18 protein-coding genes are annotated in these 18,103 nt (G+C 65.3%); 5 read left to right on the top strand and 13 right to left on the bottom strand.

Going from position 1 to position 18,103, the window contains the following annotated elements:
- Positions 1 to 13: 13 nt before the first annotated feature.
- A complete protein-coding gene (rsmD, locus tag WFP44_RS05000; RefSeq protein ID WP_336925282.1) occupies positions 14 to 562 on the bottom strand; it encodes a 16S rRNA (guanine(966)-N(2))-methyltransferase RsmD in 549 nt (182 codons plus the stop codon).
- Positions 559 to 1,329, bottom strand: a complete 771-nt coding sequence (locus WFP44_RS04995) for a pseudouridine synthase (protein ID WP_336925281.1) — start codon at positions 1,327 to 1,329, stop codon at positions 559 to 561. The genes rsmD and WFP44_RS04995 overlap by 4 nt, the downstream gene beginning before the upstream one ends.
- Before the next feature lie 368 nt (positions 1,330 to 1,697).
- Here WFP44_RS04995 and WFP44_RS04990 point away from each other — a divergent pair, with 368 nt between their 5' ends.
- Positions 1,698 to 3,047: an AmpG family muropeptide MFS transporter gene (locus WFP44_RS04990; protein ID WP_336925280.1), complete on the top strand. Its 1,350-nt coding sequence runs from the start codon at positions 1,698 to 1,700 to the stop codon at positions 3,045 to 3,047.
- A gap of 6 nt (positions 3,048 to 3,053) precedes the next feature.
- Here the strand turns inward: WFP44_RS04990 and WFP44_RS04985 are convergent, their stop codons facing one another.
- From WFP44_RS04985 to radC, 11 genes are all read right to left on the bottom strand, one after another.
- Entirely contained in the window at positions 3,054 to 4,409 is a 1,356-nt protein-coding gene (locus tag WFP44_RS04985) for a bifunctional folylpolyglutamate synthase/dihydrofolate synthase (protein ID WP_336925279.1), read from the bottom strand.
- A 19-nt stretch (positions 4,410 to 4,428) separates the two neighbouring features.
- On the bottom strand, positions 4,429 to 5,277 hold the full coding sequence (accD, locus tag WFP44_RS04980; RefSeq protein ID WP_336925278.1) for an acetyl-CoA carboxylase, carboxyltransferase subunit beta: 849 nt from the start codon (positions 5,275 to 5,277) through the stop codon (positions 4,429 to 4,431).
- Positions 5,274 to 6,065, bottom strand: a complete 792-nt coding sequence (gene trpA, locus WFP44_RS04975) for a tryptophan synthase subunit alpha (protein ID WP_336925277.1) — start codon at positions 6,063 to 6,065, stop codon at positions 5,274 to 5,276. Before trpA ends, accD begins: the two co-directional genes overlap by 4 nt.
- 3 nt (positions 6,066 to 6,068) lie before the next feature.
- Positions 6,069 to 6,461, bottom strand: coding sequence for an endonuclease domain-containing protein (locus WFP44_RS04970; protein ID WP_336925276.1), 393 nt, complete (start codon positions 6,459 to 6,461; stop codon positions 6,069 to 6,071).
- Positions 6,462 to 6,506: 45 nt separating this feature from the next.
- Positions 6,507 to 7,724: a tryptophan synthase subunit beta gene (trpB, locus tag WFP44_RS04965; protein WP_336925275.1), complete on the bottom strand. Its 1,218-nt coding sequence runs from the start codon at positions 7,722 to 7,724 to the stop codon at positions 6,507 to 6,509.
- A gap of 83 nt (positions 7,725 to 7,807) precedes the next feature.
- On the bottom strand, positions 7,808 to 8,443 hold the full coding sequence (locus WFP44_RS04960) for a phosphoribosylanthranilate isomerase (protein ID WP_336925274.1): 636 nt from the start codon (positions 8,441 to 8,443) through the stop codon (positions 7,808 to 7,810).
- Positions 8,444 to 8,525: 82 nt separating this feature from the next.
- A complete protein-coding gene (gene pyrF, locus WFP44_RS04955; RefSeq protein ID WP_336925272.1) occupies positions 8,526 to 9,200 on the bottom strand; it encodes an orotidine-5'-phosphate decarboxylase in 675 nt (224 codons plus the stop codon).
- Positions 9,197 to 9,568, bottom strand: a complete 372-nt coding sequence (locus tag WFP44_RS04950) for a LapA family protein (protein WP_336925271.1) — start codon at positions 9,566 to 9,568, stop codon at positions 9,197 to 9,199. Before WFP44_RS04950 ends, pyrF begins: the two co-directional genes overlap by 4 nt.
- Positions 9,569 to 9,668: 100 nt before the next feature.
- Entirely contained in the window at positions 9,669 to 10,979 is a 1,311-nt protein-coding gene (gene purB, locus WFP44_RS04945) for an adenylosuccinate lyase (RefSeq protein WP_336925270.1), read from the bottom strand.
- Positions 10,980 to 11,024: 45 nt separating this feature from the next.
- Positions 11,025 to 12,902 carry an acyltransferase family protein gene (locus tag WFP44_RS04940; RefSeq protein WP_336925269.1) on the bottom strand — a complete coding sequence of 626 codons (1,878 nt, stop codon included), beginning with the start codon at positions 12,900 to 12,902 and terminating at the stop codon, positions 11,025 to 11,027.
- Entirely contained in the window at positions 12,899 to 13,630 is a 732-nt protein-coding gene (radC, locus tag WFP44_RS04935; RefSeq protein ID WP_377922904.1) for a RadC family protein, read from the bottom strand. Before radC ends, WFP44_RS04940 begins: the two co-directional genes overlap by 4 nt.
- Before the next feature lie 68 nt (positions 13,631 to 13,698).
- On the opposite strand from radC, the gene WFP44_RS04930 reads away from it, so the two are divergent.
- The 4 genes from WFP44_RS04930 (at position 13,699) to WFP44_RS04915 (ending at position 18,079) form a co-directional block, all read left to right on the top strand.
- Positions 13,699 to 16,947, top strand: a complete 3,249-nt coding sequence (locus tag WFP44_RS04930) for an intermembrane phospholipid transport protein YdbH family protein (protein ID WP_336925268.1) — start codon at positions 13,699 to 13,701, stop codon at positions 16,945 to 16,947.
- Positions 16,948 to 16,994: 47 nt separating this feature from the next.
- Positions 16,995 to 17,195: a YnbE family lipoprotein gene (locus tag WFP44_RS04925; protein WP_336925267.1), complete on the top strand. Its 201-nt coding sequence runs from the start codon at positions 16,995 to 16,997 to the stop codon at positions 17,193 to 17,195.
- A 22-nt stretch (positions 17,196 to 17,217) separates the two neighbouring features.
- Positions 17,218 to 17,607 (top strand): YdbL family probable chaperone protein, encoded by a 390-nt coding sequence (locus WFP44_RS04920; RefSeq protein WP_377922907.1) that lies wholly within the window; start codon positions 17,218 to 17,220, stop codon positions 17,605 to 17,607.
- Positions 17,608 to 17,761: 154 nt separating this feature from the next.
- A complete protein-coding gene (locus WFP44_RS04915; protein WP_336925265.1) occupies positions 17,762 to 18,079 on the top strand; it encodes an AtpZ/AtpI family protein in 318 nt (105 codons plus the stop codon).
- Positions 18,080 to 18,103: the final 24 nt, after the last annotated feature.

Here is an 18,103-nt window from a genome sequence, read left to right as displayed (position 1 = left end):
CAAGCGTGCGGGGTCACTCCGCCGCCAGCCGCAGCAGGTGCAGCCGCGCCTTGCCCACCGGGCGCACCGTGTCGATCGAGAACCGCTTGAGGTTCACCTCTTCACCCGGCCCGGTTTCCAGGCTGATCCAGCTGTGCGGGCCGATCCAGCCCAGCCGCGCCAGCTTGTCGAGCGCGACTTGCCCGGCACCGGTGCCATAGGGCGGATCGAGCAGGAGGAGGTCGAGCGGCTCTTTCGCCGGCCCCACTTGCATCACCGACTGGGCGCGCACGTCGCAGCGCGGCCCGGCCTGCAAGGCGGCGATATTGGTGCGCAGCGCGCGGATCGCGGCGGCGTCCTGCTCCACAAACAGGCAGCTTGCCGCCCCGCGCGACAGCGCCTCCAGCCCCAGCGCGCCCGAACCGGCAAACAGATCGGCCACTTTCAGCCCGTCCAAATCGCCCAGACGGCTGACCAGCATGGAAAACAAGGTTTCGCGCACCCGGTCGGCGGTGGGGCGCGTGGCGTCACCTTCGGGCGCGCGCAGCGGGCGGCGCTTCCATTCGCCGGCAATGATCCTCATTTGCCGGGCTTCAGGCTGGCGCGGAATCGTTCGACCTGCTCCTTGCGGATTTCCACCGCTTGGCCCCGCGCCAGATCGCCCAGTTCAAACGGGCCATAACGGGTGCGCAGCAGGCGGCTGACTTCGAGGCCCAGATGTTCGAGCACATTGCGAACCTCGCGGTTCTTGCCTTCGGTCAGCGTCATTTCGACCCACTGGTTGCGGCCTGTGCGCCGTTCCAGATTGGCGTCGATCTTGCCATAGCGCACGCCGTCGATGGTGATCCCGTGGATCAGTTCCTCCAACTGGCTCTGGCTGATGTCGCCAAAGGTGCGGGCGCGATAGGTGCGCTCGATCCCGCTGGAAGGCAGTTCCATCGCTCGCTTCAGCTCGCCATCGTTGGTGAGCAGCAGCAGCCCTTCGGTATTGAGGTCGAGCCGGCCGACCGGCATCACGCGCGGCGTGCCCTGCGGCAAGGCGTTGCGCAGCGCGGTGTAGATGGTGGGGCGGCCGGAAAAATCCCGCTCCGCCGTCAGCAGGCCCGCCGGCTTGTGAAAGGCGAACAGGCGCGTGCGTTCGGGCGCGGCCACCGGCTTGTCGTCCACGGTTACGCCGCGCAGGGAGGTCAGGATGGTGGCCGGCGTGGTGACCAATTGCCCGTTCAGCTTGATGCGCCCGGCCTCGATCATGCGCTCAACCTCGCGGCGGCTGGCAATGCCTGCGCGCGCCAGCAGCTTGGCGATGCGGTCGCCCTTTTCGGCGGATGACTGATTGTCGGACTGGCCCATGCCCCGCGCCTTAGCGCCCTTGGGCTGGGGACGAAAGCCTTCAGCCTTCGCCTTCGTGATGTTCCATCTTGCGGTCGGTGCCGTGTATATCCGGTCGGAACCGTTCCCAGCCTTCGCGGGTCCGGATCATGTCGGACTTGCAGCGCCGGCATCGGCTACGAAAATCGCGCCCGTCATGCCACACACGGTGACGGTTGATTTTATGTCCAATTATGGCGCAAAGCAGTGTTCCCAGCATCTAGCATTCTCCGCCAATTTGCCGGTTTCAGCGCATCCGTTCCCCGAAAGCCTTTTGGTGTATAGGTATTTATACGTGGTTTTGGGTCGATTGTGTGAATTTTCCCTCTTGCAGGCAGGAAATATCCTAAATGGTTGAAAGCAATGCCAATCCCGGTGATGCGGGTTCCGGCGCGCGGCGCGATCTGTGGCAATCGGTGCGCCCGTATCTGGAAAAGGAATCGCTGGCGGCGCTGTTTCTGGGGATTTCATCCGGCTTTCCCTTTGCGATGATCGCCGCCACGCTGACCACGCGGTTGGCGCAGGACGGCATCCAGAAAAGCACCGTCACGGCCTTCAGCCTGGCTTTCCTCGTGTATAACCTGAAATTCCTGTGGGCCTGGATTGTCGACGGCGTGCGAATTCCCGTGCTGGGCCGGCTCGGCCAGCGCGTCTCGTGGATGCTGGTGACCGGCGTGTTCGTTATCGCCGCGGTCATCAATCTGGCGCTTGCCCGTCCGGCGGAGGATATCGTGTGGACCGCGACGGCTGCCGTGCTGGTGGGCATTGCAGGTGCCACTTTCGACATTGTGATCGACGCCTACCGCATCGAGACGCTCAAGCCCTATCAACTCGGCACTGGATCGGGGATGAGCCAGTATGGCTGGCGCATTGGCGCGGCGGGCGCGGGCGCGCTCGCGCTGGTGGTGGCGGCGCGTTACGGCTGGGAGGCCGCCTACATGGCCTGCGCCGCTTTTGCCTTGCCGGCCATGCTGACCGCGCTGATCCTGGGCGAACCGCCGCGCCGCAAGGTGGAAATCGCGCGCAAGGGAATGGCCGAAATGTGGGCCTCCATCGCCGGGCCGTTTGCCGAGTTCTTCACGCGGGCGGGTGCATTGATCGTGCTGCTGTTCATCCTGGTGCACAAGATCGGCGACACGCTGGCCAATCTGACCTTCCGCCTGCTGTTCGACGATCTGGGCTACACCAATGACGAGATCGCCATTTACGATATTGGCGTCGGCTTCTGGGCGCTGATCATCGGCGTGTTCGTCGGCGGGGTGATCTATGCCCGGCTGGGGCTGAAGAAATCGGTGTTCATCAGCCTGGTGCTGATGGCGGTATCCAATCTCAGCTTTGCCTTCCTGGCGGCGGCGGGGAAGAGCAATCTGGGCATGGCGGCAGCCATCGGCTTCGAAAACTTCGCCAGCGGATATGGTGGCGTGGTGGTGGTGGCCTATTTCTCGGCGCTGTGCGACCTGCGCTTTACCGCCGCGCAATATGCCCTGATTTCGGCAAGTGCGAGCATTGTGGGGCGGTTTCTCACCGGCACAACAGCGGGCGCGCTGATCGAGGCGATCGGCTATTTCAACTTCTATGTGCTGACGACAATCGCTGCCGTGCCGGGCATCGTGCTGTTCTGGTGGATGATGAAAAGCGGGCTGGTCGATGCCGCCATGGGCAGCGCGGGTTCGGTGGGCAAGGGCGATCCGCCGGCCTAGCTGCGGTTAGTCCGGAATCTCGTCATTCGCCTTCAGCACCTGCCCCGCCAGATAGAGCGAGCCGGTGATGAGGATTGTGCCCTCCTCTCCGGGGCGGAGCCGCTGTTCTATCCAGGTGATCGCCGCCTCCAGCCCATCGGGCGAGGTGTGGACTGTCGGCACGCCTGCCTCTTGCGCCATCATGGCAAGGTCCAGCAGCGGGTGATGCTCGCTGCCGCTGATCGGTATCGCGGTCAGGCTGGCAAGGTGCGGGGCGATGGTGGCGAGCGTCGTGCGCGCATCCTTGGCGCTGAGCATCCCGACCACCGCGTGCACGGGCTTTGCCGCGCGCGTTTCAAGGAACTTTGCCATGGCCAGCGCGGCATCGGGATTGTGCCCGCCATCCAGCAGGAACATCGCGCCGGGGATGAGGCGGGTCAGCGGGCCGTCGCCCAGCCGTTGCAGGCGCGCGGGCCAGTGCGCGGTGCGGATACCTGTCGCCATGGCTTCAGGCGAGACGAATACCTCGTCCTGATGGCGCAGCATCGCCACGGCAAGCGCGGCGTTGTCGCCCTGATGGCGGCCCGGCATTTGCGGCAATGGCAGGGTGAGGGTGCCGTGCGCGTCGCGATAGGCGATGCCGGTGTCGGACACATCGGCCTCCCACGCCCGCCCGCGCATGAACAGCGGCGCGCCGGCTTGGGCGCACAGCGCTTCGATCATGGCTTCCATGTCCGCACGGTAAGCTTGCGTGACCATGGGCGAACCGGCGCGGCGGATGCCTGCCTTTTCAAACGCGATGCGCACCATCGGGTTGGCGGGATCGGGGGCGCCTTCTTCCGGGTTCAGCAGGAAGCTTTCGTGATCCACGCCAAGGCTGGCGATACCGCAGGCGGCGGGCCTCACCATCACATTGGTCGCATCCAGCCGCCCGCCAAGCCCCACTTCGATCACGCAGGCATCGGCCGGGATGCGGGCAAAGGCGAGGAGGGTAGCGGCGGTGGTGACTTCAAAGAAGCTGGGGCCGAGATCCTCGGACAGGTCGAGCACCTCTTTCAGCAGATCGGCCAGCAGATCGTCCTCGATCAGCCTGCCCGCCACGCGGATGCGTTCGTTGTAACGTACCAGATGCGGCTTGGTGGCGACATGGATGGTCAGCCCCTGCGCCTCCAGCATGGCACGCAGGTAAGCGCAGGTAGACCCCTTGCCATTGGTGCCCGCCACATGAAACACGGGCGGCAATGTGCGCTCCGGATTGCCGAGGCGTTCGAGGATGGTGTGGATCACCTCCAGCCCGATGCGCCCCTGCGGGAGCGACAGGGCGGACAGCCGATCAAGCTGGGCCTGCACCTTGGGATCGCCCGATGACGCGAAATCCTTCATCGCGGTGCGCCGCCGGGGATCAGGCGGCCTTGGCCGGGCTGAGATAGCCGAGCAGGCGGGCCAGCGTTTCGCGCAGGTCGCGGCGGTGAACCACCATGTCGACCATGCCGTGCTTGTGCAGATATTCGGCGCGCTGGAACCCTTCGGGCAGCTTTTCGCGGATCGTTTCCTGAATCACCCGCTGCCCCGCGAAGCCGATCAGTGCGCCGGGTTCGGCAATATGCACATCGCCCAGCATGGCATAGCTGGCGGTCACACCGCCCGTTGTGGGATCAGTCAGCACCACGATATAGGGGAGGCCCGCTTCCTTCAGGCGGCGCGTCATCACCGTGGCACGCGGCATCTGCATGAGGGACAGGATACCTTCCTGCATCCGCGCGCCGCCCGCAGCAGTTACGCAGATGAAGGCGCAGCGTTCGTTCAGCGCGCGCTGGGCGGCGGCGCAGAAGGCATTGCCCACCGCCATGCCCATCGATCCGCCCATGAAGGTGAAATCCTGCACGCCGACCACGGCCTTGTAGCCTTCGATCTTGCCCAATGCGGCGGTGAAGGCATCGCTGTGCGTGGAATTGGCGCGCGCGGCCTTCAGACGGTCGGCATAGCGCTTGGTATCGCGGAACTTGAGCGGATCTTCCGCCACCACCGGATCGGGCAGCAGGGTGAAGCCGGGATCGAGCAGTTGATCGAGCCGCGCATCGGCGCCGATTCGCCCGTGATGGTCGCAGCGCGTGCAGACCGAAAGGTTCGCCTCATACTCCTTGGTGAACAGCATTTCCTGACATCGCGGGCACTTGACCCACAGATTGTCGGGGGTTTCGCGCTTGTTGCCAAAGGGCAGGGCGTTGCGGACACGGGATAGCCAGCTCATGCCGAAGCCTTTCGCGCATCATGCACGGCTTTGGCAAGGCTCGCGGTGAGTTCGCGCAGATAATCGGGCGCGTGGTTGCCGTGTTCGGCGACCAGATCGATGAGGGCAGAGCCGACCACCACGCCGTCCGCAACCTTGGCAATCGCGGCCGCCTGCTGCGGCGTGCGGACACCGAAGCCGACCGCCACGGGCAGATCGGTATGCTGCTTGATGCGGGACACGTTCGCTTCGATCGATTCGATGGCCGCCTGCTGCTTGCCGGTGATGCCCGCCACGCTGACGTAATAGAGGAACCCGGCAGAGCCATCGAGCACGCGCGGCAGGCGCGCTTCATCGGTGGTGGGGGTGGCAAGCCGGATGGGGCAGATGCCACGCGCGCGCAGGGCCGGGCCAAGATCCTCGTCCTCCTCCGGCGCGAGGTCCACGCAGATCACCCCGTCAACGCCTGCGGCAGAGGCGGCATCGGCAAACCATTCCGGCCCGCGACGAATCATCGGATTGGCATAACCCATCAGCACCAGCGGCACATCCGGATGCCGCTCGCGGAAATCCTCGGCCATGCGCAGGACATCAGCGGTCCTGGTGCCGGCGGCGAGGGAGCGCAGATTGGCCGCCTGAATCGCCGGGCCATCCGCCATCGGATCGGTGAACGGCATTCCTAGCTCGATCACATCCGCGCCGCCTTCGACCAGCGCGTCGAGATTGGCGGCGGTGTCCCCATCGCCCGCAGTGATGAAGCAGACGAGGGCCGGGTGCGGTTTGGAAAAGGCGGATTGGAAGCGGGTCATGCCTTAAGCCCTCTCACCTTTAGGGGAGAGGGTTGGGAGAGGGGGCGCGGATCGCAGCCCGGCCACAACCTCGAAGATCCTGCTCAAAACCCCATCCATATTCGTCATCACATCCGTATTGGTAAATCGCAGCACCGCATAGCCGTGTTGCTCCAGAAAGCGAGTCCTTGCCGCGTCATATTGCGCCTGTGCCGAATGGCTATCCCCGTCGATCTCGATAACCAGTCTGGGATCATTGGCAGCAAAGTCGACAATGAATTGGCCAGTCACCTTCTGGCGTCGAGATTTGAAGGCCTCAGAACGCTTCGCCCGCAGGGCCAGCCAAAGCCGGGTTTCGGGCTCGGTCATCACCTTGCGATTGTCGCGAGCTCGCTTGGTGAGTTCTGCGTCGCGCATGGCCCCTCTTCCAACCCTCTCCCCTGAAGGTGAGAGCGCGTTAGATCACATCTCCACTCCCAGCGCCTCGGCCACGGTGAAGATGTCCTTGTCGCCGCGGCCGCACAGATTGGCGCAGATGATTGCGTCCTTGGGCATGGTGGGCGCGACCTTCGCCACCGCCGCAATGGCGTGGCTGGGTTCCAGCGCGGGGATGATGCCTTCGGTGCGGCAGAGCAGCTTGAAGCCTTCCAGCGCCTCGTCATCCGTCACGGCGGTATAATCCACGCGGCCGGTTTCCTTCAGCCAGGCGTGTTCGGGGCCGATGCCGGGGTAATCGAGACCGGCGGAAATCGAATGCGCCTCGGCAATCTGGCCGTCCTCGTCCTGCAACAGATAGGTCTTGTTGCCATGGAGCACGCCGGGGAAGCCGCCTGCCAGCGACGCCGCGTGCTGCTTGTCGAGGCCGTGGCCGGCTGCCTCCACGCCCAGCATCTTCACCGTGGGATCGTCAAGGAAGGGGTGGAACAGGCCGATGGCGTTGGAGCCGCCACCAATCGCCGCCACCAGCAGATCGGGCAGGCGGCCCGTCCTCTCCAGCAATTGTTCGCGCGCTTCCTTGCCGATCACGCTTTGGAAATCGCGCACCAGTTCGGGGTAGGGATGCGGGCCTGCCGCCGTGCCAATGATGTAGAAGGTGTCATGCACATTGGCGACCCAGTGGCGCAGCGCCTCGTTCATCGCATCCTTCAGCGTGGCCGCCCCGCTGGTGACGGGGACGACTTCTGCGCCCAGCAGCTTCATACGGAACACATTGGGCGCCTGCCGCGCCACGTCGGTCGCGCCCATGAAAATGGTGCAGGGCAGGCCGAAGCGCGCGCAGACCGTGGCGGTGGCAACGCCATGCTGGCCCGCGCCGGTTTCGGCAATGATCTTTGTCTTGCCCATGCGGATGGCGAGCAGGATCTGACCGATGCAATTGTTGATCTTGTGCGCGCCGGTGTGGTTCAGCTCGTCCCGCTTGAACCATATCTGCGCACCGCCCAGTTCCTCGGTCAACCGGGGCGCAAAATACATCGGGCTGGGGCGGCCGACATAATGCGTCAGCAGATCCTCGAACTCGGCATGGAAGGCGGGGTCTTCCTTGGCCGCCTTGTAATGCGCTTCCAAGTCAAGGATCAGCGGCATCAGCGTTTCGGCGACATAGCGGCCGCCGAACGCGCCGAAATGGCCGCGCTCGTCAGGCTGGTTGCGGAAGGAATTTTGACCAGTTTGCGTGTTCATCAGATAATCCGCTCATGCTGAGCTTGTCGAAGCATGGTTGTTGCGCTTTTCACCCTTCGACAGGCTCAGGGTGAGCGAAAGTGTCAGATTTGCAGTGCGGCTTGGCAGAAGGCCTTAATCCTGTCCACATCCTTGATGCCCGGTGCGCTTTCGACGCCGGAGGAGGTATCGACAAGCGGGGCTTTGGTCTGGCGCACGGCCCGCGCCACATTTTCGGCATTCAGCCCGCCGGCCAGCCCCCATGCGATTGTGTGGCGGTAACTGGCGAGAAGCGACCAGTCGAGCGCGATGCCTTGCCCGCCGGGCAGCTTGCCCGCAGGCGCATCGTAAAGCAGGCGGTCGACTGCTCCCGCATAATCCTGTGCCTGCGCCAGATCGGCCGGTGTCTTGATGCCCTTGGCCTTCCACACTTCCAGCCCGGTGGCGGCGCGGAAGGCGGCGCATTCCCGCGGCGTTTCGCGCCCGTGGAATTGCACCACATCGGGCCGTATGGCCTCGACTGCCTGCGCCAGCGCATCTGCGGCCATGTTCACCACCAGCAGCACGGCTTTCACATGGGAAGGCACCGCGCGGCGCAATGCGGCAGCCCGCGCGATGTCCACATGGCGGGGGGAGGGGGCGTAATGCACCAGCCCCACATGGCTTGCCCCCGCATCAGCGGCAGCGGCAATGCTTTCAGGCGTGGACAGGCCGCAGATCTTGATGAGCGGGGTGGGCATGGCGTGTGCGTTCGGCCAAGCTGGCCCCCGGGTCAAGCCCGGGGTAACGAAGTGGGACGACGCGAAGGCAAAGAGGCCAAGGCTACAGCGTCGCCTCAATCGCGCGGGCGGCGGCAACCGGGTCTTCGGCGCGGCTGATGGGGCGGCCGATCACCAGCACGCTTGCCCCGTCATCGCGCGCCTGCCGGGGCGTAACGACGCGCTTCTGATCGCCCACGGCGCTGCCTGCGGGCCTGAGGCCGGGGACGACGAAATAGCCCTTCTTCCACTGGCGGTGCACCTCGCCAACCTCGTGACCCGAACACACGATGCCGTCCAGCCCGGCCGCCTCAGCCAGTTCCGCCAGCCGCAGCACATGGTCATGCGCGCTGCCCGCGACGCCGGTGCGCGCCAGATCACGCTCGTCCAGACTGGTGAGCATGGTGACGGCGACGACCTTGCAATTCTCGCCCGCGGCGGCCTTCGCATCCTCCATCATCGCGCGCCCGCCGCTGGCGTGGACGGTGACGATGGCGGGTTCGAGCACATGGATCGCCTGCATTGCGCCTGCCACGGTATTGGGAATATCGTGCAGTTTGAGGTCGAGGAAGATCGGCAGGCCAACCTGTGCAATATCGTGCACGCCGTGGTGGCCGTGGGCGCAGAAGAATTCCAGCCCCAGCTTGAAGCCGCCGACATGGCCGCGCACTTTTTCGGCCAATGCCTTTGCCGCGTCCAGGCGCGGCAGATCGAGCGCGAGATAGACCGGGTTGCTCATGGCTGCGGGGTTCCGGGCGGGTTTGGTGCAGGCTGCGGGGTGAGCGTTTCGACCGGCACGTCTGCGACAGGTTCGGCCATCACGGGTTCCGGCATGGGATCAACGGGCGCAGGTGTCGGCGGTGTGGCGTTGCGCGCTGCCAGTTCCAGCGCGGCGATCCGGCGGTTGAGCTGCCATTTGGCTGCGCGGTGATACATCCACATCGGCACGAAGCCGATCAGGAAGGACAGGATGACAATCGCCGGCAGCATCGTGTCGAGCAGCAGATTATCCCATATCCGCACCGATACCGGGATCCAGTTGGCATAGGTGAAGATGGCCAGGGCGACCAGCAGCAGCACCCACAGGACTGTTCTTACGGTTTGCATGGGGCGATCCTTTCCCAGTTTGGCGCGATGCTAGGCGTTAATGCCGGACAAGTGAACCCTGCGCCGCATCATTCGATCCCGCAGGATCGGGCAAACCGCTTCAGCCGAATACTCTGGCGAAGATCGTGTCCACATGGGCAAAGTGGTAATCGAGGTTGAACTTGTCCTCCAGTTCCGCCTCGCTCATCGCGGCGCGCACTTCCGGGTCGGCCTTCAGCAGGTCGAGCAGCGACAGCGTGCCATCCGATTCCCACACCTTCATCGCGTTGCGCTGCACCAGGCGATAGGCGTTGTCGCGCGTGATCCCTGCCTGCGTCAGCGCCAGAAGCACGCGCTGCGAATGGACAAGCCCGCCCATCCGGTCGAGGTTCTTCTGCATCCGTTCGGGGTAGATCAGCAGCTTGTCCACCACGCCGGTGAGGCGCGCGAGGGCAAAGTCGAGCGTGATCGTGGCATCGGGGCCGATGAAGCGTTCGACCGAGGAGTGCGAAATGTCCCGCTCGTGCCACAGCGCCACATTTTCGAGAGCAGGCAGTGCATAGGCGCGGATCATGCGCGCCTGACCGGTCAGGTTTTCGGTCAGGATCGGATTGCGCTTGTGCGGCATCGCGCTCGACCCCTTCTGGCCGGGCGAGAAATACTCCTCCGCCTCCAGCACTTCGGTGCGCTGCAAATGCCGGATTTCGACCGCCAGCCGTTCGATACTGCCCGCAATCACCGCCAGCGCGGCAAAGAAGGCGGCGTGCCGGTCGCGCGGGATGACCTGCGTGGACACAGGCTCCACCGCCAGGCCCAGCTTTTCCGCGACATATTCCTCCACCGCCGGGTCGATATTGGCAAAAGTGCCGACCGCGCCCGAAATGGCGCAGGTGGCGATTTCGGCACGGGCATTGACCAGCCGCGTGCGGCAGCGGTCAAACTCGGCATAGGCCTGCGCCAGTTTCAGCCCGAAAGTCGTCGGTTCAGCATGGATGCCGTGGCTGCGACCGATAGTGGGGGTGTATTTGTGCTCCTCCGCCCGGCGGCGGATCGCGGCGAGCAGCGCGTCGATATCCTCCAGCAGCAGATCGGCCGCGCGGGCCAATTGCACCGCCAGCGTGGTGTCGAGCACGTCCGAACTGGTCATGCCCTGATGCATGAAGCGCGCTTCCGGCCCCACCTGCTCGGCCACCCAGTCGAGGAAGGCGATCACGTCGTGCTTGAGGATCGCTTCCTTGGCATCAATCGCGGCGACATCAATCACCGGGTTCGTCTGCCACCAGTCCCACAGCGCCTTGGCGGCGGCCTGCGGAACCACGCCCAGATCGGCGAGTTTCTGCGTGGCATGGGCCTCGATCTCGAACCAGATGCGATAACGCGCTTCCGGCTCCCAGATCGCGGTCATGGCGGGGCGGGCGTAACGGGGGACCATGGTGAACTCCGGTGTGAATCTGGCAGTTGGCTTATGCGCGCCGCGCTAGGGAAGGGGAGCCGGGATGGCAAGGGCGCGAACATCCAGACTGTCCACCACACGGCGCGCCGCAGCGACGGTAAGATGGCTTCCATCCCAATAAAGCAGCCTATCGCCATCGCGAATGGTGCAGCGTCCATCGGGACACAGGGGTGCGGCTGCATCAAGATAATCCACCCGCGGGTTCTGCGCGGCATAGGCGGCGAGCAGACGGCTTTCGGCGCGCCCCTCGGCCATGCCTGCGGGATAGCTGACGGGGCAATCCGCGTTGAGATAGGCGCGGCAGCGCAGCCATCCGCCCCACATGGTGTCCCCCGCAGCCCATGCCGTGGGCGAATTGCCCACCAGCAGCAGACGGGTTTGCGGTGGCAATTGGCCCAGCAAGCGGTCAACCGCGGCAAACAGCACAGCCCCTTCGCCATCAGCCAGCGCGCCGAGCGATTGGCCGGTTGCGCTGTCGAACAATTCCCGTTCCCATCGCTGCGCCCAGATCACCAGCGGCGGCTGGCGGTCCCCGGCCAGTTCGATCAGCCGATCGACGTGGCGGGCGCAGGCGGGCTGATCGGGCCAGCCGTTGATGCCGGGGGCGGAGAGACAGCCGTTTTCGCTCAGCAGGGCGCCATTGCCCAGCCTTTCGACAAAGGCAGGGTAATATTGCCCGGCATGGCTGTCGCCATAAAGGATGAAGGGCAGGGGTGCGCCGTCCGGGATGACCACCGATTGGTCGAAATGCGCGGGCCGCGCTCCGTCCATTTGCCGCATGATGGACGCACTGCGCGGTTCGATCAGTCGCAGGTGGCCACCAAGGCCGGCGCCCGCGGCCAGCAGCGTTCCGGCAAGACACGCCATCGCCAACTTGTTCCGGCTCGCAAGGATCCGTCGGCTGCGGACCGGCTGTTCGATCCAGCGCCACGACATCGTGGCCAGTGCGGTTGCCATGGCGATGATGGCCACGATCATCCCTCCGGGCAGCGGGCCGAGCCACTGGTAATGCGCAATGGCAAAAAGCGGTTGATGCCAGAGGTAGAGGCCGAACGACACAAGCCCGATCCCGACCAGCGGGCGCAGTGCCAGCAGGCGGCCCGCGCTGTTCTGCGTGCCCGCGAAGAGGATCACCAGAGATGCGCCGCCAACCGGCAGCAGCATCATGGGGCCGGGCACGGATGTCTCCTCCCCGATCAGCGCAAATCCCGCCGCGATCAGCGCCAATCCCGCCAGCGCCAAGGTTCCATTGGGCCGTATATGCCGGATCGCCAGCGCGCAGAGCGATCCCACCGCCAGTTCCCACATTCGGGTGGGCAGCAGGTAGAAGGCCAGCAGCGGGTGGCGCGGCGCGGCAAGGATGGCCAGCGCAAGCCCGCCCAGCGCAACGATAAGGACTGCCGGCACGATCAGCCGCCGGTTTGCCTTCCACAGGATCAGCAGAAGCGGCGGGAACAGCAGGTAGAACTGCTCTTCCACCGCCAGGCTCCACATATGGATCAGCGGCGTGAATCCTTCCTGCGTCGTGAAATAGTCGGCCGATCGGGCAAACAGGAAATTGGCCCCGAACAGCGCGGTCGCTGCCAGACTTTGGGCAAACTGGCGGAAATCGGGCGGGGTCAGTATTGCCCATGCGGCAAGCGTGCTGGCGAGCAGGACGGGAAAGATCGGCGGCAAAATTCGCCGCGCGCGCCGCTCGAAAAAGCCGGCGAGGGTAAAGCGCCCTTCAGCCAGCTGGGCCATGATGATGCGGGTGATCAGATATCCGCTGATCACGAAGAACACATCGACCCCGGCAAAGCCGCCGCCGAAGCCCGGCACTTTCGCGTGGAACAGGACAACAGGGATGATCGCCACGGCGCGCAGGCCGTCAATTTCCGGGCGATAGGCTGGATGCGTCACAACAGTCCCTTGGCGCGCAGCGAAACCTGCCCTTCGCGGCCCACGATGACATGATCGTGCACGGTAATCCCCAGCAGCCGGCCCGCTTCGGCGATGCGGTTGGTCATCTGGATATCGGCGCGGCTCGGCTCCGGATTGCCGCTGGGGTGGTTGTGCACGAGGATCAGTGCACTGGCGCCGATATCAAGCCCGCGCTTGATCACTTCGCGCGGGTGAATCGTCGCTTCATCAATCGTGCCGTCATGCACCAGATGGTCGAGCAGCAGCCGGTTCTTGATGTTGAGGTAAAGCACGCGCACCCGCTCGTGGTTGAGATGCGCCATGTCGATGGCAAGGTAATCGAGCAGCGCCTGCCAACTGCCCAGAACGGGCTGCGTCTGCACTTCGCTGCGCGCCATGCGCCGGGCGGCCAGCCCCGCGATCTTGAGCGCGCCCACACCGGCATCGGACAGGCCCTTCACCTGCTTGAGCGCGGCCGGTTCGGCATTGAGCACGCCCGCCAGCGAGCCGAAGCGGGCGAGCAGCGCCTTTGCCATCGGCTTGGTATCGCCGCGCGCATTGGCACCGAACAGCAGATATTCGAGCACTTCGTAATCGGCCAGCGCTTCCGGCCCGCCGTTCAGCAGCCTGTCGCGCAGCCGGGCGCGGTGGCCGGAACCGGCGTGCTTGGCGCCCTGCGCCGGATCGGCGCTGTGCTGCTGGTCGCTGAAAAGATCGCCGCTGGCCAAGCCCGTGCCCCTGATTTGCTCGGCAAGTCATTGCCTTTGTGCCGACGCTCGCGCAAGTGTTGCCCCGCATGACGCCCCAGGTCGAAACCGAAGAACCACTGCCAATGCCGCCGACGCGCGGCAACTGGCCGCGCCTGCCGCTGGGCAAGGCGATCTTGGGGTTTGCCCTGATGCTGGCAGTTGCGGCGGGAATCTTGTGGTCGCAGCGCAAGGGCATTGCCGATGATTACATCGCCGCCACGCTCGATCGGATGGGGATCGAAGGCACCTACGAAGTCGAGACGATCAGTCCCGAAGTGCAGGTGCTGCGCAATATCGTCATCGGCGATCCGGCCCAGCCCGATGCCGTGATCGACACGGCGGAAGTGCGGTTGAAGGCCACTTTCGGTCTGCCGCAAATCAGTGCGATCACGCTGGACGGGGTGCGGGTATGGGGCCGCATCGTGGACGGCCAGCCCAGTTTCGGCACGCTCGACCCGCTGATTTTCACCGACAGCACCGAACCGTTCGTGTTCCCGGCGATCCAACTTACCCTGCGCGAAGGGCACGCGCTGATCGAAGGGGATTACGGCCCGCTGGCGGCGAGCCTGACCGGATCGGGCCGGCTGGATGACGGGTTCGCGGGGGAACTGGCGGTGGTTGCGCCGCAATTGCGGCTCGCGGGCTGCGCGGCGGAGCAGGCAACGCTGTATGGGCGCATTGCCATTGATGACCAGCGCCCCTCCTTTGCCGGCCCTTTGCGCTTTGCCCGAATGGCCTGCGAACGGCACGGCGTTGCGGTGGATGGCGGGGCGGCGCAGCTGGCCTTGCGCGCCGATGCCGATATGCAGGGCGTGCGCGGCGATGCCGGTCTGCGGTTCGGCATGGTTGGCGCGCCTTCCATCCGGCTTGCCAGTCTGACGGGCGAGACGCGTCTTGCCTACCGGGGGGGCAATTTCAACAGCGATTTCGAACTGGCGGGTGTGGATCTGGCAGCAGATGCGGTGCGGCTGTCGCGGCTGGAGGCGGAGGGGCGCCTGCGGATCTTCGACAATTTTGCCCGGTTCGAGCTGGAGACCGAGCTTGACGGGCGCAATGTGCAGCCGGGCGGGCAATGGCTGGCGGCGCTGACCGGGGCCGAGGCCGGGGCGGCGGGCACTCTGGCGCAGCCGCTGCTGGCACAATTTCGCCAGCAGCTGGGCGCGCAGCTTCCCGGCAGCACGCTGCGTGCCAACCTGACCCTGCGGCAGACCGCCGGGGGCCAGCTTGGCCTTGTCATTCCCGAAGCGCGGCTGCGTGCGCGCGGTGGGGAAAGCCTCGTCCTGCTGACGCGTGCGCAGGTGGGTCTTACGCCGCATGGGGTGCCGCTGTTTTCGGGCAATATCCTGACCGGCGGACGCGGTTTGCCGCAGATTGCGGGGCGGATGGAGCAGGAGGAGAGCGGCGCGCTGGAACTGCGCCTGCGCATGGCCGAATATGCTGTGGGGACAGACCGGCTGGAAGTGCCCGATCTGGCGCTGCGGCAGGGGGCCGATGGCGGGGTGACCTTTGCCGGCCGCGCGATTGCCAGCGGCGCCTTGCCGGGCGGTTTTGCGGAACGGCTGGAAGTGCCCTTGACGGGGCAGGTCTCGGCAGCGGGGGCGGTGAGCGTGTGGCCGGGATGCACGCCGGTGCGTTTTGCGCAGCTTCAACTCGCCAATCTGGCTTTGGATGGCCGTTCTGTCATCCTGTGCCCCCCTTCAGGAGCGCCGATCCTGCGATACGATGCGGGCGGTCTGCGGCTTGCCGCCGGGGTTCCCGCGCTCCAGCTTACGGGGCGGCTGGGCGAGACACCGCTGCGCCTTTCGACCGGCGCGGTCGGTTTCGCCTGGCCCGGCGTGATGACAGCCCGCACGATTGGGGTGGAACTGGGCGAGACCGCCGCGCCGACCCGCTTCACACTGGCCGATCTGACCGCCCAGTTGGGCGATGACATTACCGGCTCGTTCAGCGGCACCGATGTGCTGCTTGCCGCCGTTCCGCTGGATGTGCGCGATGCGAGCGGGGAATGGCGCTATGCCGGCGGCGTGCTGTCGCTGGCGGGGGCTGCGTTCCGGCTGGAGGACCGGCAGGAGGTCGACCGGTTTCATCCCCTGGTCGCGCAGGGCGCGCGGCTGGCGCTGGCAGGCAATGCCATCACCAGCGCCTTTACCCTGCGCCATCCCGCCACGGGAACGGCTGTGACCGAGGTAACCCTGCTCCACCGCCTCGACGATGCGACAGGCAGCGCCAGCATCGCCGTGCCGGGGATCACCTTTGGCGACAGGATCCAGCCGCGCGACTTGTCCGAACTGGCTTATGGCGTCGTCAGCCTGGTGCGCGGAACCGTCACCGGAAACGGGCGCGTGGACTGGACGGCGGAGGCGGTCACCAGCAGCGGGGCGTTCTCCTCCACCGGCCTGGACTTTGCCGCCGCCTTCGGCCCGGTCGAGCGCGCGCGCGGCACCGTGGTCTTCACCGACCTTCTGGGCCTGACCACCGCGCCAGCCCAGCGGCTGGAAATAGGCATGGTCAATCCCGGTATCGAGGTGGATGACGGGGTTGTCACATTCTCGCTGACCGATGGCACGCGGCTGGCGCTGGAAAGCGCCGAATGGCCGTTCCTCGATGGCAGGCTGTCGATGCAGCCGCTCGTCATGAATATCGGTGCGGCGGAGGAGCGGCGCTATGTCTTCCAGATCGAAGGGTTGGCAGCCGCCCGCCTGATCGAACGGATGGAACTGAACAATCTGGCGGCAACGGGCCTTTTCGACGGCGTGTTGCCGGTGGTGTTCGACGCGATGGGCAATGGCCGCCTGCAAGGTGGCTTGCTGTCCGCGCGCCCACCCGGCGGCCATGTCTCCTATATTGGCCAGCTGACCTATGAAGACCTGTCCTTTGTCGGCAATTTCGCCTTCCAGTCGCTGCGCGATCTCAATTACGACCGGATGGAGGTGGAACTTGACGGGCCGTTGACCGGTGAACTGGTCACCAAGGTGCGGCTGGATGGCGTGAGGCAAGGGGCCACGGCGCAGACCAATTTCCTCACCCGTCGCCTGGCGCGCTTGCCGATCCGGCTGGTGGTCAATCTGCGCGCACCGTTCTACCAGATGGTATCTTCGATGCGTTCGCTCTACGATCCCTCCAGCGTGCGCGACCCGCGCGGACTGGGCCTGATCCGCAGCGACGGGCGCGTCATCCGCAATTCGGTGAACGGCGCGGATGCACCGCCGCCAGAGACGCCCGGATTTCCTTCATCTCCCCCTGTAACCCAGGGTGAATCCGCCATTCAGCCCCCCGAAAGAGAGGCCATGCGATGACCGTGACGAATTTGACCAGGGGCGCAATGCAGGCGCATAAGGCCACCATGAGGGGGGCAGGCCTGCAACGCACCAAGATGGTGATGGCGATGATGATGGGGACGATCCCCTTGGCCGGGTGCATCACGCTGGAAGCCCCGACCGAGCCGATCGTGATCGAACTCAACATCAACATCACGCAGGAAGTTATCTATCGGCTGGCCGATGACGCCAGCAACGCGATTGAGCAGAACGCCGATATTTTCTGAGTTTGACCGAAGGATGACCCGTATGAAAACCCCCCGCATCGCAATCGCCTCGGCCTTTGCCGCCATGGCGCTGTCCCTTGCCGTGACCCCAGCCATGGCGCAGCGCGACCCGGCCTATGCCGCTGCGCGTGCCGCCGGGCAGGTGGGCGAGAAGATGGATGGCTATCTGGGGATTGTCGGTGCCTCCACACCCGAATTGCAGGCGATGGTGAACGACATCAACAACCGCCGCCGCGCGCTTTATGTCCAGCGCGCGCAGGCCGAAAGTGCGACGCTGGAACAATACGCCTTCACCGCCGGCTGCGTGGCAATTGCCGCCACGGTGGAGGGCGAAATGTATCAGGCGCCCGATGGCTCGTGGCAGCGCCGCACCTCCGCACCGCCGCAGCGCGATTCGCGCTGCCCGCGCTGAGGCCTGGCTCCTCTCCGCGCGCATCGGCCATCCGGCGTAGCGGCACAATCGCTGCCAGCGTGTTGACTTGCCCATGACCCCCGCCTAAGGGGCGCGTGCCCTTGGCGGGCACCTTGTTGCCCATGCCATATCCTTGCATTTCGAAGGGGCCGGCATGAGCAACGAGAAACCCGCACGGGAGCCTATCGAAGAAGATGCGCGAATCGACGCGATCGAGGCGCGGCTGAAAGCCGCCCAGAGCCGCGAGGAGGAGCGCAACCGCCCCACGGTGCAAGGGGCCGATGCGTCCTATCGCAGCGGCAACCGGGCCTTGGCGGATCTTCTGGGCGGGCTGCTGGGGGGAACGGTGATCGGCTATGCCATCGGCTATCTGACCGGCACCAATCCCTGGGGACTGTTGGTTGGCCTTGCCTTGGGCATTGTGGTCGCCTTCAGAAACATTATCCGGAATTCAAGCCGGCCGCCCGAATGATCCCCACGGGATGATCTGGCGGCT

It is taken from the genome of Alteraurantiacibacter palmitatis (genome assembly GCF_037154115.1).
Classification (GTDB): Bacteria; Pseudomonadota; Alphaproteobacteria; order Sphingomonadales; family Sphingomonadaceae; genus Alteraurantiacibacter; species Alteraurantiacibacter palmitatis.
This window is presented reverse-complemented; position numbering and strand designations above follow the sequence as displayed.